Here is a 25,552-nt window from a genome sequence, read left to right on the forward strand (position 1 = left end):
CGATCCGTCGATGCCGCACAATGACGTCGTGTCCATGTCCGCGCCCGCCCCTGTCCCATCGCTGCACGACGGCTCGCCCGGCGCGCCGCTGCGCATTGCGCTCGTCGCCGGCGAAGCGTCCGGCGATCTGCTCGGCGCCGGACTGATCGAGCAGCTGCGCATGCGCCATCCGCAGGCGACGTTCGCCGGTGTCGGCGGCGATGCGATGCGCGCCGCCGGCATGACCACCTGGCACGACGCCTCCGAGCTCGCGGTCATGGGGCTGTCGGAAGTGCTGCGCCATCTGCCGCGGCTGCTGACCTTGCGCGGCCGCCTGCGCGCGCGCCTGCTCGACTGGCGTCCGGACGTGTTCATCGGCATCGATGCACCCGATTTCAATCTCGGCCTAGAGCGCTCGCTCAAGCGTCACGGCATCCGCACCGTGCATTACGTCAGCCCGTCGATCTGGGCCTGGCGGCAGGGCCGTGCGGCGAAGATCGGCCGCAGCGCGGATCTGGTGCTGTGCCTGTTCCCGATGGAACCGCCGATCTATGCGAGGCATGGCGTCGATGCGCGCTTCGTCGGCCATCCGCTGGCGGAAATGCTGGCGCTCGAGCCCGATCGCGCGGCGGCGCGCGACGCGCTCGGCCTCGCGCCCGAGGCCAGGGTGCTGGCCGTCCTGCCGGGCTCGCGGCTGGGCGAGATCGCGCGACTCGGCGAGGTGTTCCTGGACGCGGCCGCGCGCGTCGCCGAGGCGTTGCCCGGTCTGCTGATCGTCGTGCCCGCCGCGAATGCCGGCTGCCGCGCCGCGATCGACGCGCTGCGCGCGCAGCCGCGCTTCGCCTCGCTGGATGTGCGGGTGCTCGACGGCCAGGCCCGCCTCGCGATGGTCGCCAGCGATGTCGTGCTGCTGGCCTCGGGCACCGCGACGCTGGAAGCCTTGCTGGCCAAGCGGCCGATGGTCGTCGGCTACCGCATCGCCCCGAGCACCGCCTTCCTCGTGCGGCTCTTCAAACTGATGAAGGTCGATCGGTTCTCGCTGCCCAACGTGCTGGCCGGGCGCACGATCGCACCGGAGTTCATGCAGGAAGACTGCACGCCCGCGCATCTCTCGGCCGCGGTGCTGCACTGGTTCCGCGATCCGGCCGCGGCCGAGGCGCTGCAGCCGGTCTATCGCGAACTGCACCTGCAGCTGCGCCAGGGTGCCTCGGCGACCGCGGCCGACGCGGTCGCGCGTCTGGCGATGCCGGCCCTGCCCGCGCCTGCCGCAACGGCGCATTCGCCGTGACCCGCCGCCTGCGCACCGCCGGTGTCGACGAAGCCGGGCGTGGCCCGCTGGCCGGGCCGGTCGTGGTCGCGGCGGTGATCCTGCATCCGAAGCGCCCGATCGACGGTCTGGACGATTCGAAGAAGCTGACCGAAAAACGCCGCGAGGCGCTGTATCCGCAGATCGTCGAGCGTGCGCTGGCCTGGCGCGTGGAATTCGTCGAGGTCGACGAGATCGATCGCATCAACATCTTCCAGGCGACGATGGTCGGCATGGCGCGCGCGGTGCAGGCGCTGGCGCCCGCGGCCGAGCGCGTGCTGATCGACGGCAACCGCCTGCCGCGCGGCCTGCCCTGCCCCGCCCGCGCGATCGTCGGCGGCGATGCGATCGAGCAGGCGATCATGGCGGCCTCGATCCTCGCCAAGGTCGCGCGCGACCGCTCTATGGTCGCGCTGCATGCGCAGTTCCCGGCGTACGGCTTCGACCGCCACAAGGGGTACTCCGCGCCGACGCACCTGGCCGCGCTGCTGGCCCACGGTCCCTGCGCGCAGCACCGGCGGAGTTTCGCGCCGGTGTCGCGTCTGCTGCCCGGATCGGCGCCGCCGCCTTCGCGTCCGACGACCGCCGATCTGTTCGCGGATCCGCAGACGATGCCGCACGCCGAACCGGCGTGACCGTCTCCGCGGGTGCCTGCGTGTACCCCGCACGTCGACATCCGGGTGATGCCTGCGCGTCCGCGATCCGCCGCGAACCCCATGGCGGGTCACCGGGCATCGCGCTGGTCCAGGCGCATCGCCGCGGGTGGGCGGCACCCGTTCGATGCCCCGTCCGGCCTGCCGCGGCAGGTGAACGGCGCCAGGTCGGCCCTGCATCGGCGACCACCTTCGATGACGTCCCGGCGTGGCAGAACGCAGCGTCGCGCTGAACCGGTGCGGCCGCGTGCGCGCGGGCCCGCTGTCAAGCCTTGTCCGGGTCGCCTGCCGGCCCTAACCTGATCTGCCGGGCCGCGGCCTCGACCGAACAGGCGGCCTCGGCCCGCCCGCGTCGCATGTCCGGGCGCTCCCGCGCCATCCGCGGACCCCCGATCTCCGACGACAGGTCTCCGCAGCCCGCAATGTCCGCCCGTTTCGTCCATCTCCAGACCCACAGCGAGTACTCGCTCTCCGACTCGACGATCCGGATCAAGGCGCTGGTCAAACGCTGCGCGGCGCTCGGGCAGCCGTCGGTCGCGGTGACCGACCGCAACAACCTGTTCTCGCTGGTGAAGTTCTACAGGGCGGCCGAAGGCGCCGGCATCAAGCCGGTGATGGGTGCGGACATTTCGCTGGCCGAGGGCGACGAACCGGCGACGACGCTGACCCTGCTGTGCCGCGACCACGACGGCTACCTGTCGCTGTCGCGCCTGTTGACCCGCGCCTGGATGGAAGGCCATCGCACGGACGGCGTCGTCGTGCGGCCATCGTGGCTGCGCGAAGCGAACGCCGGCCTGTTCGCGATCGCCGGTCGCCACGGGCCTGCGGCGAAGCTGCTGGCCGGCGGTCGCGACGATCTCGCCCGGCAGTGGTTCGCCGACTGGCGCACGGTGTTCGACGACCGTCTGTTCCTGGCGCTGTCGCGCTGCGGCTTCGACGACGAGGCCGTGCACAACGCGCTCGCGCTGCAGGTCGCGGCCGACCACAGCCTGCCGGTCGTCGCCGGCAACGACGTGCGCTTCCTCGATGCCGAAGGCTTCGATGCCCACGAGGCGCGTGTGTGCATCTCGACCGGGCGCGTGCTCGACGATCCGCGCCGCCCGCATCTGTACACGCGCGAGCAGTACCTGAAGTCCGGCGACGAGATGGCCGCGCTCTTCAGCGACGTGCCCGACGCGGTCGACAACACGCTCGCCCTGGCGCAGCGCTGCAACCTCGAACTGCGGCTGGGCACCTACTACCTGCCCGCCTATCCGGTCCCGACCGAGCACACGCTCGACACCTGGATCCGCGCGCAGTCGCACGAGGGCCTCGAGGAGCGGCTGGCGAAGTACCCGCTGGCACCCGGGCACACCCGCGAGAGCTACGTCGAGCGTCTGGACATCGAGCTCGACGTCATCACCAAGATGGGGTTCCCGGGCTACTTCCTCATCGTCTCGGACTTCATCAAGTGGGCCAAGGAACACGACATCCCGGTCGGTCCGGGCCGCGGTTCCGGCGCCGGCTCGCTGGTCGCCTGGGCGCTGAAGATCACCGACATCGATCCGCTGCCCTACGACCTGCTGTTCGAGCGCTTCCTCAATCCCGAACGCGTGTCGATGCCCGACTTCGACATCGACTTCTGCATGGACCGGCGCGACGAGGTCATCGACTACGTCGCCGCGAAGTACGGCCGCGACCGCGTCAGCCAGATCATCACCTACGGCACGATGGCCGCGAAGGCGGTCGTGCGCGATTCGGGTCGCGTGCTCGGCTATCCCTACGGCTTCGTCGACAGCGTCGCCAAGCTGGTGCCGATGACGCTCGGCATCGGCCTCGACGACGCGCTGGGCCGCACCGAGAAGTCCCGCAGCGACGATGCCTGGCGCTCGGACGAACTCATCGCGCGCTACAACGACGAGGACGACGTCCGCGACCTGCTCGATCTCGCCCTGCAGCTCGAGGACCTGACCCGCAACGCCGGCAAGCACGCCGGCGGCGTGGTCATCGCGCCGTCGCCGCTCAGCGACTTCTGCCCGCTGTTCGCCGAACACGACGAGGACGGCCGAGGCCGCAATCCGGTCACCCAGTTCGACAAGGACGACGTCGAAACCATCGGCCTGGTGAAGTTCGACTTCCTCGGCCTGCGCACGCTCACGATCATCGACTGGGCGGTCAAGGCGATCAACGCGCGCCGCGCGGCGGCCGGCGAGGATCCGCTCGACATCGCCGCGCTGCCGCTCGACGACGTCGAGAGCTACAAGCTGTTCGCGCGCGGCGACACCGTCGCGGTGTTCCAGTTCGAATCGCGCGGCATGCGCGAGCTGCTCAAGCGCGCCCAGCCCGATACCTTCGAGGACATCATCGCGCTCGCCGCGCTGTTCCGGCCCGGCCCGCTGGGTTCGGGGATGGACAAGGAATGGGTCGACCGCAAGCACGGCCGCACGGACGTCAGCTATCCGCATCCGTCGCTGGAACCGGTGCTGTCGCCGACCTACGGCGTCATCGTCTACCAGGAACAGGTGATGCAGATCGCCCAGGTCCTGGCCGGCTATTCGCTGGGCGGCGCCGACCTGCTGCGCCGCGCGATGGGCAAGAAGAAGGCCGAGGAGATGGCCAAGGAGCGCGCCAAGTTCGAGGCCGGCGCCGCGACCAACGGCGTCGATCCCCGGGTCGCCACGTCGATCTTCGACCTGATGGAGAAATTCGCCGAGTACGGCTTCAACAAGTCGCACTCGGCCGCCTACGCGCTGGTCGCCTACCAGACCGCGTGGCTGAAGGTGCACTACCCGGCCGAGTTCATGGCCGCGGTGCTGTCCTCGGACATGGACAACACCGACAAGGTCACCGGCTTCCTCGACGAGGCGCGCGCCCAGGGCATCACGGTGCTGCCGCCGGACGTCAACGCGTCGGCCTACATGTTCGAGGCGATCGATCCGACGACCATCCGCTACGGCCTGGGCGCGGTGAAGGGCGTGGGCCGCGGCGCCTGCGAGAGCATCGGCGAGGCGCGGCTGCAGGGCGGTGTCTACACCGATCTGCTGGATTTCTGCCGCCGGGTCGATTCGACGCGCATGAACAAACGCACGCTCGAAGCGCTGATCCACGCCGGCGCGCTCGATGCGCTGGGCCGCAACCGCGCGTCGCTGATGCTGCAGCTGCCCGAGGCGCTGAAGGCGACCGACCAGCTGGCCAAGAACCGCGACGCCGGCATGATGGACATGTTCGGCAGCAGCAACGGCCAGGACGACCTGCACATCGACCTGCCCGAATGCGACGACTGGCCGCTGAAGCAGATCCTCGACGGCGAGCGCGACACGCTGGGCCACTACCTCAGTGGCCATCCGCTCGATCCCTACCGCGCGGAGTTGCAGGCGCTGGTCGGGACCGATCTGGGTCAGCTCGACAGCCTGTGGGCGGCGCGCGACCAGAAGGGCGGCGGCAACAGCTGGCGTCCGGAAACCCAGGTCATCGTCGCCGGCCAGGTCGGTTCCATGCGCAAGCGCGGCGATTCGCAGGCCTTCGTGCTGCTGGAGGACGGCCGCGGCCGGCTCGAATGCGGGTTCTTCGCCGATGCTTCGGCCGAATACGCGCACCTGCTGACCCGCGACCGGATCCTGATCGTCGAGGGCGGCCTGCGCGAAGACGAGTTCAGCGGCGGCTTCGCGCTGCGGGTCAAACGCTGCTGGGATTTCCACGCCGTCTGCCCGCAGCACGCGCGCCGCCTGTCGCTGCGGCTGGACCTGCGCGTTCCCGGCACGCTGGACCGGGTCGAGCGGCTGCTGGCGCAGCACCGCCCCGGCCCGACGCCGTTACGGCTGGATCTGCTGCTCGACGGCACCGCCGGCACGCTCGACGTCAACGGCAGCCAGTCGATCCGCGCCGACGCCGACCTGCCCGGCAGCCTGCGCGCGCAACCGGGCGTACGCGTCGCGCGGCTCGACATGTCCAAGCCTTGGGCCAGTTGAGGCCGCCGCGCCGCGCCGCGCAAGATCGGGCAACGTGCGCCGATCTGCGTTCCAAACGCCCACGTACGGGTCTCTCCGACGTCGTCGGCTAGACTGTCGCCCTCCCGGCCCCCGGGCCCGGCCCGCCGCGCGCAGCGCAGGCAGGCCGGCGTCGCCCGCAGGCCCGCTCCCATCCGGATGGTCCCACCCCGCATGAATCCCAATTACCTCGACTTCGAACAGCCCATCGCCGATCTCGAAGCGAAGATCCAGGAACTGCGCCAGGCCAGCGACGGCCCGGCGGTCAACATCGACGCCGAACTCGCCACGCTGCGCGACAAGCTGCGCAAGCGCACCGCGCACATCTTCCGCGACCTCACGCCGTGGCAGGTCTCGCAGCTGGCGCGCCACCCGCAGCGTCCCTACACCCAGGACTACATCAAGGTGTTCTGCGACGAGTTCGAGGAGCTGGCCGGTGACCGCGCCTATTCCGACGACGCCGCGATCGTCGGCGGCCTCGGCCGCATCAACGGCCGCAGCGTGGTCATCATCGGCCACCAGAAGGGCCGCGACACCAAGACCAAGGTGCGCCGCAACTTCGGCATGCCGCGCCCCGAGGGCTACCGCAAGGCGCTGCGCCTGATGAAGATGGCCGAGCGCTTCAAGCTGCCGCTGCTGACCTTCATCGACACACCCGGCGCGTATCCGGGCATCGGTGCGGAAGAACGCGGCCAGTCCGAAGCCATCGCCCGCAACCTGCTGGAAATGGCCGAGCTGAAGACCCCGATCATCTGCACCGTGATCGGCGAAGGCGGCTCGGGCGGCGCGCTGGCGATCGGCGTCGGCGACCGTACCCTGATGCTCGAATACAGCACCTACTCGGTGATCTCGCCCGAGGGTTGCGCGTCGATCCTGTGGAAGGACGCCGGCAAGGCGCGCGACGCCGCCGAGCAGCTCGGCCTCACCGCCAAGCGCCTGCACGGGCTGGGCCTGATCGACAAGGTGGTGCGCGAACCGATCGGCGGCGCCCATCGCAACCCGCACCAGACGGCGACCCGGCTCAAGGCCGTGCTGCTCAACGAACTCGATGCGCTGGAACAGCTGCCGATCCCGGCCCTGCTGGAACGCCGCTACCAGCGGCTGCGCAGCTACGGCGCCTACGAGGCCGCGTAACGGAGGAAGTCTCGATGGGTCCTGTTCTGCTGCTGTCCATCCTGCTGCAGATCGGCTGTGCCGTGCATGTGGTCCGCACCGGCCGGCCGCTGTACTGGGTGTTCATCTTGCTGATCGGTTCCTACATCGGCGTGCTGGTCTACCTGCTCGCCGCGGTGTTACCGGATCTCCGCCACAGTCGGGGGGCGAATCGAGTGGTCACGCGCGTGCGCGATCGGATCGATCCTGGCCGGCATACGCGCGCGGCCGACCGCAGTCTCGAGATCGCCGACACCCTCGACAACCGCCGGCGGCTCGCGGAACGCAAGCTGGCCGATGGCGACTACGCCGCCGCTGAAGCGCTGTATCGGGAATCGCTGCGCGGCCTGTACGCGACCGATCCGGTGTTGATGCTCGGACTGGCGCAGGTGCAGTTCCATCGCGGAGAACCTGCAGCGGCGCGCGAGACTCTCGACACATTGATCGCGGCCAATCCGGAGTTCCGTTCCCACGCCGGTCACCTGCTGTACGCACGCGCGGTCGAGGCCAGTGGCGACTTCGATGCCTCCGTCGAGGAATACGAGGCGCTGGTACAGGGCTATCCGGGCGAGGAAGCGAGGGTGCGCTACGCCCAGTTGCTCAAGCGGAACGGCAAGCTGGACGAGGCCAACGCGCTGTTCGCCGAGACCCTGCGCCGGGCCGAACTCGCACCCGCTTACTACCGGCGCGAGCAACGCGAATGGGTCGACGCCGCCAGGAGCGAATCGGCGCTGTCCTCGCGCTGAAACGGCGCGCCTGATGCAGCCGCCTCCTTGCCGGTGACGACCCGGCCACCCGCTGGGCCAGTTCGTCTCGCGCCCGCGTCCATGAAACTCCCCTCCCTGCTCACCAAGCCCGCAGGTACTGCGCAGGCGTGGGCAGGTCCGCGCCCAGCACCGCCGCCGCGCGGCGCGGAAAATAGGGATCACGCAGCAGTTCGCGCGCCAGCAGTACGACGTCCGCTTCGCCATCGGCGAGGATGCGTTCGGCCTGCTCCGGCGTCGTGATCAGGCCGACGGCGCCGGTCGGCACCTTGGCTTCGCGGCGGATGCGCGCGGCGAACGGCACCTGGTAGCCGGGACCCAGCGTGATCTTCTGGTCACGCGAGAGCCCTCCGCTGGAGGTGTCGACCAGGTCGACGCCGCGCGCCGCGGCCAGCGCCGACAGGGAGACGCAGTCCTCGACGGTCCAGCCGCCGTCGACCCAGTCGGTCGCCGAGAGCCGCAGCCACAACGGCAACGCCTCGGGCCAGACGCCACGGACGGCCTCGACGACCTCGAGCACCAGCCGCACGCGGCCGTCGAAACCGCCGCCGTAGCCATCGGTGCGCAGGTTCGACAGCGGCGACAGGAACTGGTGCAGCAGATAGCCGTGCGCGGCGTGGATCTCGACCAGTTCGAAGCCGGCCTGCAGCGCGCGCAGCGCGGCATCGCGGAAGGCCGACACCAGCGACGCGATGCCGTCCGCGTCGAGCGCCTGCGGCTGCGGGTAGGACGCGTCGTAGGCGAGCGTCGACGGACCGACCACGGGCCAGCCGCCCGCGGCTTCGGCCACGGCGCCCTGCCCGCGCCACGGCGCGAACGTGCTGGCCTTGCGGCCCGCGTGGGCGAGCTGCATCGCCGGCACCGCGCCCTGTGCGCGGATGAAGGCCGCGATCGGCGCCCACGCCGCGGCCTGCGCGTCGTTCCAGATGCCCGTGTCTTCGGGCGAGATACGGCCTTCGGGCGTCACCGCCGCCGCTTCGGTGAACACCACGCCGGCACCGCCGACCGCGCGACTGCCCAGGTGCACCAGATGCCAGCTGTCGGGCATGCCGTCGCGCGCGGAGTACTGGCACATCGGCGAGACCACGAGCCGGTTCGCGAACGTCAGACTGCGCTGGCGCAGCGGGGTGAACAGCAGGGACATCGCAGGGCTCCGGCAGGTAAACCGCGACTGTAGGCGTCATGCGCGGCGGCGGCGAGCGCACCGCCGGATCGCTGCATCCGGTGCGTGGCACCATGCGCGGATGACGTCCGCCTTCCCCGATCTGCCGCTGCCTGTCGCGCCCGAGGGCGGCGCGGTGCTGGTCGGTTTCAGCGGTGGCCTCGATTCGACGGCGCTGCTGCACCGGCTCGCACGCGATCCCGACCTCCGCGCGCGCGGGCTGCGCGCGGTGCACGTGCATCACGGCCTGCAGGCCGGTGCCGATGCCTGGGCCGCGCAGTGCCGCGGGTTCTGCGCTGCGCTCGACGTGCCGCTCGCGGTCGTGCGGGTCGTGGTCGACCGCGCCAGCGGTCTCGGCCTCGAAGGTGCCGCACGCGCTGCGCGCCATGCCGCGTTCGCCGGGGCGCTCGGCGACGGCGAACTGCTGGCGCTCGCCCACCACCGCGACGACCAGGCGGAAACCTTCCTGCTGCGGGCGCTGCGCGCGTCCGGTCCCGACGGCCTCGCGGCGATGCGCGCCCAGCGGCCGCTCGCGCGTGGCCAGCTGTGGCGGCCGCTGCTCGACACGCCGCGTGCGGCCCTGCTCGCCTATGCGCGCAGCCACGCACTGACGTGGGTCGAGGATCCCAGCAACGCCCGCGACGACGCCGATCGCAACTTCCTGCGCCACCAGGTGCTGCCGCTGCTGCGCACGCGCTGGCCGCATGCGGCCGCCGCGCTGGCGACTGCGGCCGAGCTGCAGGCCGGCACGGTGGGTCTGCTCGACAGCGGCGATGCCGACGCACTGGCGCAGGTGCGCAGCCTCGATCCGCAGGTGCTGCGGGTCGAGGCGTTACGCGGACTGCCAGCGGCGCGGCGCGCGCGGGTGCTGCGGCGCTGGGTGGCTGGCCTCGGCCTCGCGCCGCTGCCGGCCGCGGGCGTGGCGTGGTGCGACGCGACCGGCCTCGCCGCGAGCTCGGACCGCACGCCCTGTTTCGAGTGGCACGGCTGCCGCCTGCAGCGCTGGCGCGACCTGCTGCACGCCGATCGTGCGCACCCGCCGTTGCCGGCAGCGTTCGAGGTGCGCTGGACCGGCGAGACCCCGTTGCCGCTGCCGGGCGGCGGCGTGTTGCGCCTGGCGCCGGCCGCCGCCTGGCCCTGGCCGGTCACGGTGCGCGCGCGCCGCGGCGGCGAGCGCATCGTCCAGCCCGGTCGCCCGCATTCGCATGCGTTGCAACACGTGCTGCAATCGCTCGGCGTGCCGCCGTGGGTCCGCGCCGGGCTGCCGCTGCTGGTCGACGATGAGGATCGTCTGCTGGCGGCGGGCGACCTCGCATTTGCCGCCGAGGCCGACGCCTGGTTGCGCACGCACGGCGCCGTGATGCGCTGGCAGCGTCCGGGTCTGCAGGTGAGTCGGCCGTCCACGTCGATGCCTTAGAATGGCCGACATGCCGAAGAAATCCGCCACCGCCGAGACCCCCTCCCCCGTCGCCGACTTCGAGAACGCGCTGGGCCAGCTCGAACAACTGGTCGAGAAGATGGAAGCCGGCGAGATGAGCCTGGAGGAATCGCTCGGCGCCTACGAACGCGGCGTCAGCCTGTATCGCCAGTGCCAGCAGGCGCTGGAAGATGCCGAGCAGCGCGTGCGCCTGCTCAGCGACCCGGCGGCACCGGAGCGCGCGCAGCCGTTCGCGCCGCTGCCCGGCGACGCCCGCGATGCCTGAGTCCGCCGTGCGCGACGACGCGACCGCCGCGCGGATCGCCGAGTGGCGCACCCGCACCGATGCGGCGCTGACCCACGCACTCGACAGCTGCGCCGGCACCGAGCCGCGCCTGCACGCCGCGATGCGTCATGCCGTGCTGCTCGGCGGCAAGCGCATGCGCCCGCTGCTGGTGCACGCGACCGCGGCGGCATTCGGCACGACGCCCGCGTCGGCCGATGCGCCGGCCGTCGCGGTCGAACTGGTCCACGCCTATTCCCTGGTCCACGACGACCTGCCGGCGATGGACGACGACGCGCTGCGTCGCGGCCAGCCAACGGTGCATGTCGCCTTCGATGAAGCGACCGCGATCCTCGCCGGCGATGCGCTGCAGACGCTCGCGTTCTCGACCCTTGCGGGCAGCGCGGCGCTGCCGGCGGAGGCCCGGTTGCAGATGGTCGCCGTGCTGGCGCGCGCGTCCGGCGCGATCGGCATGTGCGGCGGCCAGGCGCTCGACACCGCGGCGACCGGCGATGGCGCCGCGGTCTCCCTGGAGGCGCTCGAGCGCCTGCACGCGATGAAGACCGGCGCCCTGCTGCGCGCGTCGGTGTCGCTCGGCGCGCTTGCCGCCGGCGTCGACGCCGCGACGCGCGCGCGGCTCGAGATCTTCGCCGGGGCGCTCGGCCTCGCGTTCCAGATCCGCGACGACCTGCTCGACATCGAGGGCGACAGCCAGACGCTCGGCAAGACCGCCGGCAAGGACGTCGAACAGGACAAGGCCACGTTCCCCGCGCTGATCGGTGCCGACGCCTCGCGCGCGCGCCTGGCCGAGCTCGCATCGACGATGCGCGAGGCGCTCGCGCCGTTCGGGTCGGCAGCTGCACCGCTCGTCGAACTGGGCCGGCAGGCGGTCGAGCGGGACCACTAGTCCCCTGCAGATCCGGCGCGGGCGCGCGCGACGTGCGCGGACGCCGCCACACGGGAATATTCACGTCCATCGTCGCGTTCTTGCGACGTGCGGAGGCGCTCGCCTGCCAGCCGATGCGCCGTCGCTCCCGTTCACGCGCGAGCGCGCGCCTACAGGTGGAGCGCGCCCGTGCGCTCGAGCCTCAACGGTCGGTCAGCGCACCAGCCGGATCGACAGCGGATAGCGGTAGGCCTCGCCATTCCAGGCCTTGATCGCGGCGACGATGCTGCACACCAGCCATGCCACCGCCAGCGCGCAGATCGCGGCCACCAGCACCAGGCCCAGCGGCAGGGTGACGATGGCGCCGATTCCCAGCGTCAGCACGGTCGCGCCGAGCAGCACGACACCGAGCACCCCGATCGCGCAGGCATAGAGGAACATCGACAGGTTGAAGTTCAGCGCCTCGCGCGCGTGCTCGGCGACGAAGGGCGCGCTGTCGCGCTTCATCAGGTAGACCACGCCCGCGAACAGCGCACCGGCGAGCCCGGAGATCCAGCTCGTCAACAGGGCGAGCACCAGGGCGCCGACGTGCGCGCCGGCGGCCCACTGGCGGTCGCTGGTGTCGGGCAGGGAACGGGACGGCATCGTGTCGTGCATGGCGCAACTCCGGTGGGTGATCACGTCTTCGAATATGGCAGCGGCCGCAGGCGATACAACCCAACCGATGGCAGGGTCCCGCACCGGGATCGGTGATGGTGCGCGCAAGAAAAAGCCCCGACGCATGACGTCGGGGCTTCGGATTCCGCACATCGGCGCCGAAACGGCCCGGGCTCACTTCACCAGGCGCAGAATCGCCGGATAGCGGTAGGCCTCGCCGTTGTTGGCCTTCAGACCGGCGATGATGAAGAACACCACCGTCGCGATCCAGAACAGGAACGACAGCGGGCTGGCCAGCCCGAACGTGATGACGGTCAGCACGAACAGCGCGACGTAGACCAGCATCGTCGTGATGCAGGCGTTGAGCGCTTCCTTGGCCTGGTCGACGAGGAAGGTCTTCTCCGGCTTGTCCTTGTGGAGCAGCCAGACGATCAACGGGCCGACGAAGTTGAAGACGATGCAGGACAGGTGGGTCAGCATCGCCAGCGTGCGGTCGTCCTGATTCGCCGCGCCGCCGACCGGTACCTCGTGGTATTCGCTCATGGTGGATCCCCTGGTGATGGAGTGGAACGCGTTGGCGCGGCACCCCCTGCCGCGCCGGTATCCGCAGAATACGTCAATCGCCGCCGGCGACGGTCATCCGGCCGACGAGGATCGAGCCGGTGCGCACGTGCGAACGCGGGTCGATGTCGCTGCCCACCGCCTCGATGGCGGCGAACATCGTCCTGAGGTTGCCGGCGATGGTGATGCCGTCGACCGGATGCACGATCTCGCCGTGCTCGACCCAGAAGCCGCCGGCGCCGCGCGAGTAATCGCCGGTCACGCCGTTGACGCCCTGGCCCATCAGCTCGGTGACCAGCAGGCCGGTGCCCATGCCGCGCACCATCGCGTCGAGATCCCCGGCATTGCTCGCGATCTGCAGGTTGTGCACGCCGCCCGCGTTGGCCGTCGTCTGAAGGCCCAGCTTGCGCGCCGAGTAGCTGCCCAGCACGTAGCGCTGCAGCACCCCGTCCTCGATCAGCGCGGAGTCGCGGGTCGCGACGCCTTCGGCATCGAACGCGGCCGAGCGGAAACCGCGTGGCAGGAACGGCCGCTCGACGATCGAGAACCAGTCCGGGAACAGGGGCGTGCCGACGCTGTCGAGCAGGAAGCTCGCCCGGCGATACAGTGCGCCACCCGATACCGCGCCGAGCAGGTGGCCGACCAGCGAGCGCGCGACGTCGGCCTGGAACAGCACCGGATAGCTGCCGGTCGGGATGGGCCGCGGCGCGAGCCGCGCCAGCGTGCGCTGCGCGGCGTGCCGGCCGATCGCCTGCGGCGACTCGAGATCGCCCTCGGCCAGCGCGATGCTGTACCAGCCGTCGCGCTGCATCGCCTCGCCCTGTCCGGCGATCAGCGCGCAGCCGATGCTGTGGTGGCTGCCGCGTTCGGCGCCGACGAAGCCGTGGCTGTTGGCGTAGACGCCGAGCGAGCGCGCGGTGCTGACCGATGCGCCATCGGAATTCGCGATCCGCGGGTCGGCGTCGCGTCCGGCGGCTTCGCAGGCCAGGGCCAGGTCGACGGCGCGGTCGGCGTCGAGCGCCCACGGGTGCCAGCTGTCGAACTCGGGGAAGCGCCCGCCCGCGCCCGGGCGCGCCATCAAGGCGGCGTCGGCGAGACCGGCCGCGTCGTCGTCCTCGGTGAAGCGCGCGATCGCGCAGGCCTGGTCGACGGTCGCGTCGAGGCTGCCCGGCTGCAGGTCGGCGGTACTGGCGCTGCCCTTGCGCTGGCCGAAATAGACGGTCACCGCGATGCCGCGGTCGCGCGTGGATTCGACGGTCTCGACCTCGCCCATGCGCACGTTGACGCTGAGGCCGACGTCTTCCGAACACGACACTTCGGCCTGGGTCGCGCCCTGCGCGCGGCAACGGTCGAGCAGCTGCTGCGACAGCGACGCGAGTGCGTCGAGGCGCGCCTGCGACGCGTCGGGATCGTGCACGTCGCGCGGATTGCGCGCGGCCGAAGGTAAGGCGCTGTTCAATGGCTTATCCTGTTGCAATGAGAGGCGTAGACGACGACACCGGGGAATACCTGGGCCCGAGCCGCAAACAGCAGCGCCGCGAGGCGCTGGAAGTGCTGGCATTGTGCGAACAGCTGATCGCGCTGCCCGACGGCCAGCTGGCGAAGCTGCCGATTCCGGACAACCTGCTGCCGCACATCGCCGAGGCGCGGCGCATCACGTCGCACATCGCGCGCAAGCGCCAGCAGGCGTTCCTGGCCAAGCAGATGCGCCGCGAGGACGACGACACGCTGCACGCGATCCGCGATGCGCTCGATATCGGCGGTGAAGCCGCGCGCGTCGACACCGCGCGCCTGCACCGGGCCGAGCAATGGCGCGTGCGCCTGCTCGAGGAAGGCGACGTGGCGCTGGCCGCCCTGCTCGACGACTACCCGCAGGCCGACCGCCAGCACCTGCGCCAGCTGGTGCGCAACACGCTGGCCGAGCGCGCGAAGAACAAGCCGCCGACCAACTTCCGCGAACTGTTCCGCGCGCTGCGCGACATCCTCGCCGGCGAAGGCGCGGCCGAGCGCCAGGACGACACGGGTACGGACACCGACGATTCCGCGCCGGCGGACGACGCCGCCCGTTGATCGACACCGCGGGCGCGGCCCGCGGTGCCATCCCGTCGCGATCGCACCGCGACGGCGAGTCGACTCGGCACGCACCGCGCTCAGGCCCGGGTACCGCCGACGGTGATCTGGTCGATCAGCAATGAGGGTTGGCCGACACCGACCGGCAGGCTCTGGCCGTCCTTGCCGCAGACCCCGACCCCGTCGTCGAGCGCCATGTCGTGGCCGATCATGCGCACCCGCTGCATCGTCTCCGGACCGTTGCCGATCAGCGTCGCGCCCTTGACCGGTGCGGTGATCTTCCCGTCTTCGATCAGATAGGCCTCGGTCGCGGAGAACACGTACTTGCCGCTGGTGATGTCGACCTGGCCGCCGCCGAAGTTCACCGCGTACAGGCCCTTCTTCACCGAGCGGATCATGTCCTGCGGGTCGTCCTGCCCGGCCAGCATGTAGGTGTTGGTCATCCGCGGCATCACCAGATGCGCGAACGACTCGCGGCGGCCGTTGCCGGTCGGCGCGACGCCCATCAGGCGCGCGTTGAGCGTGTCCTGCATGTAGCCGGTCAGCACGCCGTCCTCGATCAGCGTCGTGCATTGCGTCGGCGTGCCCTCGTCGTCGATGTTGAGCGAACCGCGGCGCCCGTCGAGGGTGCCGTCGTCGACGATGGTCACGCCCGGCGAAGCGACGCGCTGGCCCATGCGTCCGGCGTAGGTGCTGGTGCCCTTGCGGTTGAAATCGCCTTCCAGGCCGTGGCCGACGGCCTCGTGCAGCAGCACGCCCGGCCAGCCTGCGCCGAGCACGACCGGCATCGGGCCGGCCGGTGCGTCGATCGCCTCGAGGTTCACCAGCGCCTGGCGCAGTGCTTCGCGCGCGAAACGTTCGGGCTTGCCGTCGCCGAGCAGCACGTCGTAGCCGTAACGACCGCCGTAGCCGGCACTGCCCGATTCGCGACGCCCGTTCTGCTCGACGAGGACGGTGATGTTGAGCCGCACCAGCGGCCGCACGTCGCCCGCGAGCACACCGTCGCTGCGTGCGACCAGCACGGTATCGACGCCGCCCGACAGGCTCACCATGACCTGCTGCACGCGCGGATCGGCGGCGCGCAGCAGACGGTCGATCACGCGCAGCGCGTCGACCTTCTCGGCGCTGCCGAGGCCGTCGATCGGATCCGCCGCCGGGTACAGCGCATGCGCATTGCCGCGCACCAGCGCATGCGGCGCGTGCTCGCGGCCGTCGCGCGCGATCGCGCGCGCGGACTGCGCGGCGCTCAGCAGCGCGCCGGTGTTGATGTCGTCGGAATACGCGAAGCCGGTCTTCTCGCCGCTGATCGCGCGGACGCCGACGCCCTGTTCGATCGAATGCGCACCGCTCTTGACGATGCCGTCCTCGACCGACCAGCTCTCGCGTCGCGCGTGCTGGAAATACAGGTCGCCGAAGTCGATGCCCGGCCCCAGCAGCGCGGAGAAGGCATGGTCGAGCTGGGGGCCGTCGAGGCCGGCGGGCAGCAGCAGACGGGATTCGGCGAGCGCGAGCGGCGACGCATGGGACATCGTGGTTTCGGTCATCGGTCCAGTGTGGGGGCTGTGGCAGGAATGGCAACCGCGTGCGCGGGTCGGCGCGGCTCCGGCGCTGCGCAGGCATCAGGCGAATCGACAGCGGGACGCAGCGCGTCAGTCCGCGGACGCGGGACCTCGTGGGCGCGTCGGGGGCGGTGACGTCGTGCCAGTGCCGCGGCGGTCGACGACGTCCACCTGCGGATCCTGCCAGGGTCCGCTGACGTGGTAGGTCTTGGCGCCAAGCTCGCCGAGCGGTCGACGCAGCACCGCATTCGCGACCGCGCCGACCGCGGCGCCGACCGGCCCGGCCGTCAGCGCGCCGACCGCGGGCAGCAGATTGCCGGTCCGCGGCAGCACTTCGATCGCCTGGTCGTGCGTGCGCGCCTGCAGGTCCGAGCTGCCGCTGATGCGGATCTCGGCCGCAGGCGCCTCGATGACGAGATTGTCGCTGCGGGCATGCGCATCGCCGAACCGCACGTCGCCGCCGATGCGGTTGAAGCCCAGGCCCTTGTTGAAGAAATCGCGGAAATCCAGCATCAGGCGCCGCGGCAGTTCGGCGACGCTCAGCAGCCCCAGCACGCGGCCGGCGCCGGGCTCCACCTCCACCAGCTGGCCGTCCTTGATCGCCAGCGTCATCGCGCCGCGGACCCGGGTGACGTCGAAGGCCGTCGGTGCGCCGGGCCAGGACGCGTCGAAGTCCACCCGGCCCTGTCCGCCCTGGATGCTGCCCGCGAACCCGAGCCCCGACGCGAGTGCGCCGAAATCCGCGCTTTCGACATCGGCGGTGAAGCGCGTGCTGGCGTCCGCGCCGCGCCCGGTCCAGTGCCCCGCGACGTCGATCTGCTGCCCCGGCGCCCGCACCCGCAGGTGTTCGACCTCGAGTCCGCCGGGCACCTGTCGTGTCTGCACGCTGGCCGTGCCGAGCGGCAATGTGTTGAACCGCAGGTCGTCGACGACGACGTGGATCGGCGGCAGCGCCGCGGGATCGAGCGCGTCGTCGTCGGGCGCCGGCGGGGCGCGCCGGGCGGTTCCGGTCGCCGCGCCCGTGTCGGGCCTGGGCGGCGCCTGCCAGTGCAGCCGCTGCAGATGCGCCTCGACCGGCGTGCCGGTCGCCTGCGGGGCGCGCAGCGTGCCCGCGAGCGCGGCGCCGTCGAAGGCGACTTCGGTCGTGCCGCCGCGCTGCGCGGCCGTGATGCGCGTCGGCCCGAACCGTCCGCCGAGCAGCTGCAGGTCGTCGGCCACGAGGTCCACGCCGGCCAGTGCCAGGCCATCGCCGCCGCCGGCGGATCCACCGGCCAGACCGAACCAGTCGATCAGATCGACGACCGGTGTGCGGCCGCCGATCACGAGGCCGGCGGCGGGCGGCGCGCTGTCGACGCGGCCGGTCCCGAGTGCGACCCGGATCCCGGTGCGTCCACCGCTGGTGCGGGCGCGCAAGGCCAGCCGCTCGCCGAAGGCGACGTCGATGTCGCCGCTGCCGAACGGCAACGGCGTCTCGACCGTCGTCCGCAGCGCTCGCGCTGCCGGTTTATCGAGCGGGGCCGGCAACGACAGCGTGGTGCCGACGAGATCGGAATGAAGCCGCAGCCGGGCCTCGACGCCACCGGCCCTGGTCTTCGGCACCGAGACCGCGACCGTCCACGGCGAGCGCCCTGCGGCCAGCGGCTGCAGCCACGCGAGATCGGGCGCGCGCGACAGCAGGTCGCGGGTCGACAGCGGCATCGCCAGGTCGGCCTCGAAGGCCTGCGCACCGTCGCGGACATGGCCGTCGCCGGCGCGCAGCGACAGGCGCCCCGCCTGCCCGCCGCGCAGCGCGTCGAGCGCATCGGCGCTGAAGCCGCGCTGGTCGAAACCGACCAGGCCGCGCAGCGATTGGAACGCGATGTCGAATCCGGTGTCCTCCGCCGCGATGCCGTCGAGCTGCACGCGACCGTCGATGACCGCCGCCGCGCCCAGCGGCACCGCCACGGTGACGTCGGCAGCGGCCGGACCGGACACGCGCAATCGCGCCAGCGTGTCGCCGAGCCGCGACTCGAACGGACTGGCGCGCAGCAGGGCGAGCAGGCGGGCGGCATCGCCGTCGGCGCGCGCCTGCACGGTCACGCCGCTGCGGCCGTACTGCGGAATGCCGCCCTCGATGTCGCGCACCTCGACCTCGTCCAGGCGCCCGGTCGCGCCGGTCAGGCGGAAGCCGTCGTTGACGAAGCGCAGGTCGCCGTCGAGTGCCTGCAGCGCCGGCCAGTCGTCCTGGAACCGCACGGTGGCGTCCGCGATCCGGCCTTCGGCGACGAAGACGCCGCGGGTGCCGTGCGCGCCGATCGCGGAGAACGGCCAGTCCTCGAGCTCGCCGGCGACGATACCGCGACCGTCCCGGACCTCGCCCGCGACCAGCGCCATGTCCAGCCACGTGCGCGCCGCCTGCGGCATCCGGTGCCGGACCCAGAACTTCTTCGCCACCGGAATCTGCGCGGTGTCGACGCGTGCGGCGAGGTCCATCCGCGGCCGCGTGCCGTCGCCCTGGAACCACAGCTCGATGCGCGCATCGGCGGCGTAACCGTCGCCTTCGACGCGCAACGCCGGCGTGCCGACATGCCAGCCCGCGCCGTCGCGCCAGCCGGCCAGCGTGCCGTCGAGGCGCAACGGATGGGCGACGCCGAAGCCCGCGGGCCAGTCGAACACGGGGCGCGCGGCGGGATCGAACGCGAACACCACGCCGTCGGCATCCCCGCTCAGCGTGCCGCCGAGACCGTCGAGCCCCGGCTGCACGCCCACGGGCGAGAAGCCGAGCGAGGCCACGCGCGCGGCGATGCGCAGTGGCCCGCCGCGGTCGGCCGCGAGTTCGACGTCGGTCAGCAGCGCGTGCGGCGCAGCGGCCTGCAGCCAGTCGCGCAGGCCCGGCGACACGCCGTCGGCCAGCGCGGCGAGCGCCAGCACCGGCGCGATCTCGACCCGTTCCGCCTGCATCGCGATGCGTCGGCCACCGGCCAGCAGCAAGCCGTCGAGCACCTGCTCGCGACCCTGGTGCACGACCCGCAGCGTCGGCGCATCGACCCGCCAGTCGCCGTCGGCGACGGTCCAGCGGCCGCGCGCGGTCATGCCGTCGAACGTGACCCGGTGCGCGTCGGTCGCGCCGGACGCGACGGCGTCGGCGCGCTGCAGGGCGATGGTGTCCAGCGCGACGTCGGCGGTGACCGCCACGACGCGTTTCTCGCGCAGGTCGAGCCAGGCGCGCACGTGCCCGTGTCCGGACGCGATCGCGACGCCGGTCGCCGCCAGCAGCGGCGACCACACCTGCAGGTCGTTGCGCGGCATCGCGATGTAGGCGCGCCCGCTGCCGTCGCCGCGCTGCAGCGCCAGGCGCACGTCGACGGGCTGGCCGTCCGCCTCGATCCAGGCCCGCGCGGACCCGCGCGCCTCGCGGCCGTCGACCTGCAACCGCAGATCGATCCGCGGCAGCGTGTGCTGCAGCCCCAGCGACGGTGCGTCGACGGTCAGGCGGGCCGCGATGACCTGCAGCTCGCCGAGTCCTTCCAGCGCCTCCAGCGGATCGTCGCCGGGATGCGCGGCGCCCGGCAGACCGAGCAGCTGCCAGCGGCCGTCGTCGTCGCGCTGCAGGGTCAGCGCGAGGCCGCGCAGGCGCAGCTCGGTCAGCGACCGTCCCGGCAACAGGCCGCTGTATTGCGCGACCTGGATCTCGGCCTCGTCGACCGGGACCGCGGCGTCCGGATCACCGATCCGCAATCCGGTGACGCGCAGCAACGGGCCGCGCCGGGTCCATTCGGTGCGCAGGGTCTCGAACGCCACCGGGCGCCCGGCGCGCGCGCTGAGCCAGGCTTCGACACGATCCGGATGGCGCTCCGCCCAGGGCAGCAGCTGCGACGCGGCGATCGCGGCGAGCGCCATCGTCACCAGGACCGCGGCGACGAGCAGACCGCCGCCGTGACGCGCCCGGCGCAGGCGCGTCGCCCACGCCGTGGTCACGGGCGACTCCGACCTGGCGCGTCAGAGCAGCACAACGTCGAACTGCTCCTGCAGATACTGGTCGTCGGCCTGGAAGCGGATGGTCTTGCCGAGGAATTCCTCGAGCTCGACGACCGCGGCCGATTCCTCGTCGGTGATTGCCGACACCACCTTCGGCGAGGCGATCACGAGCAGGCGCTCGGCCTCGAACTGGCGCACCGCGCGGACGATCTCGCGGAAGATCTCGTAGGTCACCGTCTCCACCGTCTTGACGATGCCGCGGCCATTGCACGACGTGCAGGCCTCGCCGAGCTGGCGCTCCAGGCTTTCGACGGTGCGCTTGCGGGTCATCTCGACCAGGCCCAGCGGCGAGAAGTCGTAGACCGTGGTCTTGGCGTGGTCGCGGCTCAGCGACTTCTCGAGCGTGCGCAGCACCTGGCGGCGGTGCTCGTCGTCGGTCATGTCGATGAAGTCGATGATGATGATGCCGCCGAGGTTGCGCAGCCGCAGCTGGCGCGCGACCGACTGCGCGGCCTCGAGATTGGTGCGGTAGACGGTTTCCTCGAGATTGCGCTGGCCGAGGAACGAGCCGGTGTTGACGTCGACCGTCGTCATCGCCTCGGTCTGGTCGATGACCAGATAGCCGCCGGACTTCAGCGGCACATCGCGGCTCAGGGCGCGCTGGATCTCGTCCTCGACGCCGTAGAGGTCGAAGATCGGCCGCGAGCCGGTGTAACACTCGATGCGGTCGACCAGTCGCGCCTGTTCGGCCGGGCCCGGTGCCGGCAGGTACTGCGCGGCGAACACGCACAGCTTGTCGTAGGTCTCGCGCGAATCGACCTTGACCTTCTCGACGTCGCGCCGCATCAGGTCGCGCACCGCGCGCATCGGCAGCGTCAGGTCCTCGTAGACGCGGCTGCCGACGCGGGCATCGACGACGGTGCGCTCGATCAGCGCCCAGGCCCGCTGCAGATACGCGATGTCGTCGGCCAGCGCCTCCGCGCTCTGGCCCTCGGCATTGGTCCGCACGATGTAGCCGTGGCCGCCGGTGGCGTCGGCCAGCTCGGTCATCAGCGTCTTCAGGCGCATGCGCTCGCCGTCGTCCTCGATCCGCGCCGAAACGCCGATCGCACGCGACTGCGGCAGCAGCACGAGATAGCGCGAGGGAATGCTGATCTGGGTCGTCAGCCGCGCGCCCTTGCTGCCGATCGGATCCTTGACCACCTGCACCACGATGTCCTGGCCGTCGCGCAGCAACTCGTTGACCGGCACCGGCGCGGCGGGTCCGCCGAGCAGGCCGCCGGCGTCGTCGCCATTGGTCTGCGGCGGGCGCACCACGTCGTTGGCGTGCAGGAACGCGGCGCGCTCCAGGCCGATGTCGACGAAGGCCGCCTGCATGCCGGGCATCACCCGCTGCACCTTGCCCTTGTAGATGTTGCCGACCACGCCCCGCCGCCAGCCACGCTCGATGTGCAGTTCCTGCAGCATGCCGTTCTCGACGACCGCCACGCGGGTCTCGCGCGGGGTCACGTTGACGAGGATTTCTTCGGACATGCGCGCGCCTACTCCGGGCTTGCGTCGTGGGCGTGGACATCGAACGGACGCGGCGCGAGGCCCGCGCGGCGCAGCAACGCGGCGGTCTGCTGCAACGGCAGGCCGATCACCGCGGAATGGCTGCCCGACAGGTGCGTGACGAACAGTTCGGCGCCGCCCTGGATCGCGTAGGCACCGGCCTTGCCATGCGGCTCGCCGCTGGCGACGTAGGCCGCGATCAAGGCGTCGTCGAGGATGTCGAAGGCGACCGCGGTGACGACGTCGGCCTGCAGGACGCCCGCCGACGACGCGAGTGCGACCGAGGAGATCACCTCGTGCGTGCGGCCGGACAGGCGCTTGAGCATCGCCACCGCGTCGGCATCGTCGCGCGGCTTGCCGAAGACCTCGCCGTCGAGCACGACTTCGGTGTCGGCGCCGAGCGCATGCACTCCGGCCTCGACGCTGACCGCGGCGAGCCCGGCCACGGCCTTGTCGCGGGCGACCCGGCGCACGTATCCCGGCGCGGTTTCGCCCTCGGCGCGGCACTCGGGCACGTCGACATCGACCACCCCGAACGGCAGTCCGAGGCGGCGCAGCAGGTCACGTCGACGGGGAGATTGCGAAGCCAGATACAGCATGCCGCAAGGATACCTCGCGGCCGCCGCGGCCAGCCTCGCAGGGCGCGGCCTAACCCCGTTCCGGCTCACGGGCCGTTCACTGGATCCTGACGACCCTTGTTCCGTCGTCCCTGGAGACCACCATGCGCCGCCCATCCCGTTCCACGCTCCGCCCCCTGCTGCTCGCCTGCGGCCTCGCCCTGGGAACCCTGTCGATGACCGCCAACGCGCAGGATGTGACGCCTGTTTCCGCCACGCCCGGCACCACCCTGCTGTCGGTGTCGGCCCAGGCAGAGGCCAGCCGCCGTCCCGACATCGCCATGCTGTCGACCGGCGTGGTCACCCAGGCGGCCGACGCCAACGGTGCGCTGCGCGCCAACAGCGAGCAGATGACGACGCTGATGGCCGCGATCAAGGCCGCCGGCATCGCCGAGCGCGACGTGCAGACCTCGGGCATCAATCTCAATCCGCAGTACCGCTACGCCGAGAACGAGCCGCCGGTCATCACCGGCTACCAGGCCAACAACAACGTGAACCTCAAGGTCCGCGACATCGCGCGCCTGGGCCAGGTGCTCGATGCGCTGGTCGCCAGCGGCGCCAACCAGATCAACGGCCCGACCTTCGAGATCGAGGATGCCGAAGGCGTGCAGGACGAAGCGCGCGCCGCTGCACTGAAGAAGGCGCAGGCCCGTGCCGAGATGTACGCCGCGTCGCTGGGCCTGCGCGTGCTGCGCATGGTCAGCATCAGCGAAGGCGGCGGCTTCGCGCCCCCGCGGCCGATGATGGCCATGCGGGCGATGGCCGACAGCGCCGCGCCCCCGGTCTCGCCGGGCGAAACCACCCTGAGTGCCAACCTCGACATCGTTTTCGAACTGGGACGCTGACATGACCGACCACAAAGACACCCCGCCCCGCACACCGACCGCCGACGAGGCGCCCGGCTACGCCGAGAAGCAGCCCCGCGACAAGGGCGATGCCCAGCAGAAAGACACCGGGCGCAAGCCCAATCCGGACGACGGCGGTCTCGATCGCGAGCCGGAGACCACGCCGGGCGACTGAGCCCGGTGAGACGCTGCATCGAAAGGCCCGCCACGTGCGGGCCTTTTTTTTTGTCGGTCTGGTGTCGAGTCAATCGCCTCCACCGGCAGCACCACCGCCGGTCGCGCGTCGCAGACCGTGCGTCGGCACGGCCTTGCGGGTGTCGATTCGGGGAGCGCAGCGTCGAACCGCAGTCGCGTCTCAGGCTGGTGGTTCACGGCTCCTTCGACCCCGGGGAAACCGCCAGTGCGTTCACGATCCCTGCCGGGCGGCCAGCCCGGTCTCGCAAGGAGGTGGAGCATGGTGCTGCAGCAGCAAGGTCACGTGTTCTTCGCCCGTCGATCGCAGGAAGACGGCCCCGACCCCACCCGGATCATCGGCATCACCGGCACGCTCGCGTTCAACGCGGTCGTGTTGATGGTCCTGCTGGTCCCCAATCCGTTGCCCGACACGCTGTTGTCGGCACCCGAACGCGCCCCGGAGTTCCGCTGGATCGAGCCTGAGCCGCTGCGTCCGCCTCCGCCGCCTGTCATTGCCGAGGTGGTCCCGCCGCCGCCGCAGCCCCTCCCTCGTCCCGCCCTGCCGGTCGCGGTCGCGCCCGTCACGCCTGGTCCCACACCGGTTGCCGTGTCCCTCGCCCCGTCGCTGGCGGACCCCGGCCCGGCCGTCGATGCGGATCCGGGCATGACACACGCCAGCCCGGCAACGACGGCTGTTGCTCCATTGGCGGGCGTGCAACTCCGGTACGCCAGCGCGCCCGCCCCCGCGTATCCGCGCGATGCCCTGCGCCGGCAGGCCGAAGGCGTGGTGCAACTGGAGGTGCTGGTCGGCGTCGACGGGCGTCCGCTGGAGGTGCGCATCCACCGCAGCAGCGGCGATCGCGAACTCGACCAGGCGGCGTTGCGGCACGTTCGCCGTCACTGGACGTTCGAACCGGCAATGCGGAATGGCCAGCCGGTGCAGGCCACCGGCCTCGTGCCGATCGCGTTCAGTCTCGAGCGCGGCTGAGAGGCAAGCGCGCGGCGGCGCGGGATGGCAGACGTCCTGCGTCGCCGCGTCGTCGCTGGCCCCGCGTCAGGCGCGGTGATAGGGATGGTTGGCCAGCATCGCCGCGGCGCGGTACAGCTGCTCGGCGGCGACCAGGCGCACCAGCATGTGCGGCAGCGTCAGCGGGCCCAGCGACCAGCGTTCGTCGGCGCGTTCGAGCACCTCGGGTGCATGACCCTCGGGGCCGCCAATGAGGAAGGCCAGATCGCGACCCTGCATGCGCCAGTGTTCGAGGCGCTGGGCGAGATCTTCGGAGGTGTGCAGCCGGCCGCAGCCGTCGAGGGCGACGACCAGCGCGTCGCGCGGCACCGCGGCCAGCACGCGCGCGCCTTCGTCGGACATCGCGCGCACGGTGTCCCGGCCCTTGCCGCGCAGGCCGGGCTCGATTTCGATCAGATCCAGCGGCAGCCAGTGCGACAGCCGCTTGCGGTACTCGGCGAAACCCTCGGCCACCCAACCGGGTGCGCGTTCGCCGACGGCGATCAGTTTCGCCTTCATGCCGCTTCCACGCCCGGCGAACAGACCGGGACGCCGCGATCAGGCATCGCGGCGCGGACCGCGGTCCTCGCCCGGCGGCTCGTCGCCGACGGTCCACAGGCGCTCCAGCGCATAGAACTCGCGCACGCGCGGCAGCATCACGTGGACGATCACGTCGCCGAGGTCGACCAGCACCCATTCGGCTTCCCGCTCGCCTTCGACGCCGAGCGGCTGGCAGCCGAGCTTCTTCGCGTGCTTGATGACCTCGTCGGCGATCGACTTGACGTGGCGGCTGGACGTGCCCGAGGCGACGACCATGAAATCGCAGACGCTGCTGCGGCCCCGGACATCGATGTCGACGACGTCGACGGCCTTGAGTTCGGCGACGGCCGCGCGTGCGACCTCCAACAGCGCGTCGGGGGACGGCGGTGGCTCGGGAAGACGGGTCTTGATGACGTGCGCGGGATTGGACAAGGCTCTGGCTCGGAAA

General features: G+C 71.5%; 22 protein-coding genes. 12 read left to right on the top strand and 10 right to left on the bottom strand.

Annotated elements, in window-relative coordinates; genetic code table 11:
* The first annotated feature begins 34 nt into the window (after positions 1-34).
* The 5 genes from lpxB (at position 35) to CJ022_RS06115 (ending at position 7,801) form a co-directional block, all read left to right on the top strand.
* On the top strand, positions 35-1,267 hold the full coding sequence (gene lpxB / locus CJ022_RS06095; RefSeq protein ID WP_233198629.1) for a lipid-A-disaccharide synthase: 1,233 nt from the start codon (positions 35-37) through the stop codon (positions 1,265-1,267).
* Positions 1,264-1,920, top strand: coding sequence for a ribonuclease HII (rnhB, locus tag CJ022_RS06100; protein ID WP_101925785.1), 657 nt, complete (start codon positions 1,264-1,266; stop codon positions 1,918-1,920). Before lpxB ends, rnhB begins: the two co-directional genes overlap by 4 nt.
* Before the next feature lie 440 nt (positions 1,921-2,360).
* On the top strand, positions 2,361-5,885 hold the full coding sequence (gene dnaE / locus CJ022_RS06105; protein ID WP_101925786.1) for a DNA polymerase III subunit alpha: 3,525 nt from the start codon (positions 2,361-2,363) through the stop codon (positions 5,883-5,885).
* Between the two features lie 192 nt (positions 5,886-6,077).
* A complete protein-coding gene (locus CJ022_RS06110) occupies positions 6,078-7,037 on the top strand; it encodes an acetyl-CoA carboxylase carboxyltransferase subunit alpha (RefSeq protein ID WP_101925787.1) in 960 nt (319 codons plus the stop codon).
* Between the two features lie 14 nt (positions 7,038-7,051).
* Positions 7,052-7,801, top strand: a complete 750-nt coding sequence (locus CJ022_RS06115) for a tetratricopeptide repeat protein (protein WP_101925788.1) — start codon at positions 7,052-7,054, stop codon at positions 7,799-7,801.
* A gap of 100 nt (positions 7,802-7,901) precedes the next feature.
* Here CJ022_RS06115 and CJ022_RS06120 read toward each other — a convergent pair whose 3' ends face one another.
* Positions 7,902-8,963 carry an NADH:flavin oxidoreductase/NADH oxidase gene (locus tag CJ022_RS06120; protein ID WP_101925789.1) on the bottom strand — a complete coding sequence of 354 codons (1,062 nt, stop codon included), beginning with the start codon at positions 8,961-8,963 and terminating at the stop codon, positions 7,902-7,904.
* A gap of 100 nt (positions 8,964-9,063) precedes the next feature.
* Between CJ022_RS06120 and tilS the strand changes: the two genes are divergently transcribed.
* From tilS to CJ022_RS06135, 3 genes are read left to right on the top strand one after another with little or no spacing between them, the layout of a single operon-like run.
* Positions 9,064-10,398 (top strand): tRNA lysidine(34) synthetase TilS, encoded by a 1,335-nt coding sequence (gene tilS / locus CJ022_RS06125; RefSeq protein WP_101925790.1) that lies wholly within the window; start codon positions 9,064-9,066, stop codon positions 10,396-10,398.
* Positions 10,399-10,408: 10 nt separating this feature from the next.
* Positions 10,409-10,684, top strand: coding sequence for an exodeoxyribonuclease VII small subunit (locus CJ022_RS06130; protein WP_101925970.1), 276 nt, complete (start codon positions 10,409-10,411; stop codon positions 10,682-10,684).
* Positions 10,677-11,588 carry a farnesyl diphosphate synthase gene (locus CJ022_RS06135; RefSeq protein WP_101925791.1) on the top strand — a complete coding sequence of 304 codons (912 nt, stop codon included), beginning with the start codon at positions 10,677-10,679 and terminating at the stop codon, positions 11,586-11,588. The genes CJ022_RS06130 and CJ022_RS06135 overlap by 8 nt, the downstream gene beginning before the upstream one ends.
* Positions 11,589-11,780: 192 nt before the next feature.
* Here the strand turns inward: CJ022_RS06135 and CJ022_RS06140 are convergent, their stop codons facing one another.
* From CJ022_RS06140 to pmbA, 3 genes are all read right to left on the bottom strand, one after another.
* Positions 11,781-12,224: a DUF4870 domain-containing protein gene (locus CJ022_RS06140; protein WP_158238367.1), complete on the bottom strand. Its 444-nt coding sequence runs from the start codon at positions 12,222-12,224 to the stop codon at positions 11,781-11,783.
* Positions 12,225-12,398: 174 nt separating this feature from the next.
* Positions 12,399-12,767, bottom strand: coding sequence for a DUF4870 domain-containing protein (locus CJ022_RS06145; protein WP_101925793.1), 369 nt, complete (start codon positions 12,765-12,767; stop codon positions 12,399-12,401).
* A gap of 73 nt (positions 12,768-12,840) precedes the next feature.
* On the bottom strand, positions 12,841-14,202 hold the full coding sequence (gene pmbA / locus CJ022_RS06150; protein ID WP_233198635.1) for a metalloprotease PmbA: 1,362 nt from the start codon (positions 14,200-14,202) through the stop codon (positions 12,841-12,843).
* A 59-nt stretch (positions 14,203-14,261) separates the two neighbouring features.
* Here pmbA and yjgA point away from each other — a divergent pair, with 59 nt between their 5' ends.
* A complete protein-coding gene (gene yjgA / locus CJ022_RS06155; protein WP_101925795.1) occupies positions 14,262-14,855 on the top strand; it encodes a ribosome biogenesis factor YjgA in 594 nt (197 codons plus the stop codon).
* 80 nt (positions 14,856-14,935) lie between these two features.
* On the opposite strand, the gene tldD is transcribed toward yjgA, so the two are convergent.
* From tldD to CJ022_RS06175, 4 genes are all read right to left on the bottom strand, one after another.
* Positions 14,936-16,384 carry a metalloprotease TldD gene (gene tldD, locus CJ022_RS06160; protein WP_101925971.1) on the bottom strand — a complete coding sequence of 483 codons (1,449 nt, stop codon included), beginning with the start codon at positions 16,382-16,384 and terminating at the stop codon, positions 14,936-14,938.
* A 120-nt stretch (positions 16,385-16,504) separates the two neighbouring features.
* Positions 16,505-20,371 (bottom strand): YhdP family protein, encoded by a 3,867-nt coding sequence (locus CJ022_RS06165; RefSeq protein ID WP_101925796.1) that lies wholly within the window; start codon positions 20,369-20,371, stop codon positions 16,505-16,507.
* Between the two features lie 21 nt (positions 20,372-20,392).
* Positions 20,393-21,904: a ribonuclease G gene (gene rng / locus CJ022_RS06170; RefSeq protein ID WP_101925797.1), complete on the bottom strand. Its 1,512-nt coding sequence runs from the start codon at positions 21,902-21,904 to the stop codon at positions 20,393-20,395.
* Between the two features lie 8 nt (positions 21,905-21,912).
* A complete protein-coding gene (locus CJ022_RS06175) occupies positions 21,913-22,521 on the bottom strand; it encodes a Maf family nucleotide pyrophosphatase (RefSeq protein ID WP_101925798.1) in 609 nt (202 codons plus the stop codon).
* Positions 22,522-22,643: 122 nt separating this feature from the next.
* On the opposite strand from CJ022_RS06175, the gene CJ022_RS06180 reads away from it, so the two are divergent.
* From CJ022_RS06180 to CJ022_RS06185, 3 genes are all read left to right on the top strand, one after another.
* Entirely contained in the window at positions 22,644-23,384 is a 741-nt protein-coding gene (locus CJ022_RS06180; protein WP_101925799.1) for an SIMPL domain-containing protein, read from the top strand.
* 1 nt (position 23,385) lies between these two features.
* Complete coding sequence (locus tag CJ022_RS17045; protein ID WP_158238368.1) at positions 23,386-23,559, top strand: hypothetical protein; 174 nt, start codon at positions 23,386-23,388, stop codon at positions 23,557-23,559.
* 279 nt (positions 23,560-23,838) lie between these two features.
* Positions 23,839-24,546, top strand: a complete 708-nt coding sequence (locus tag CJ022_RS06185; protein ID WP_101925800.1) for an energy transducer TonB — start codon at positions 23,839-23,841, stop codon at positions 24,544-24,546.
* A 66-nt stretch (positions 24,547-24,612) separates the two neighbouring features.
* Here the strand turns inward: CJ022_RS06185 and rlmH are convergent, their stop codons facing one another.
* Together rlmH and rsfS are read right to left on the bottom strand one after the other, a co-directional pair.
* Entirely contained in the window at positions 24,613-25,083 is a 471-nt protein-coding gene (rlmH, locus tag CJ022_RS06190; protein ID WP_101925801.1) for a 23S rRNA (pseudouridine(1915)-N(3))-methyltransferase RlmH, read from the bottom strand.
* 39 nt (positions 25,084-25,122) lie between these two features.
* Entirely contained in the window at positions 25,123-25,536 is a 414-nt protein-coding gene (gene rsfS / locus CJ022_RS06195) for a ribosome silencing factor (protein WP_101925802.1), read from the bottom strand.
* Positions 25,537-25,552: the final 16 nt, after the last annotated feature.

It is taken from the genome of Luteimonas rhizosphaerae, from assembly GCF_002849595.1.
GTDB lineage: Bacteria > Pseudomonadota > Gammaproteobacteria > Xanthomonadales > Xanthomonadaceae > Luteimonas > Luteimonas cellulosilyticus.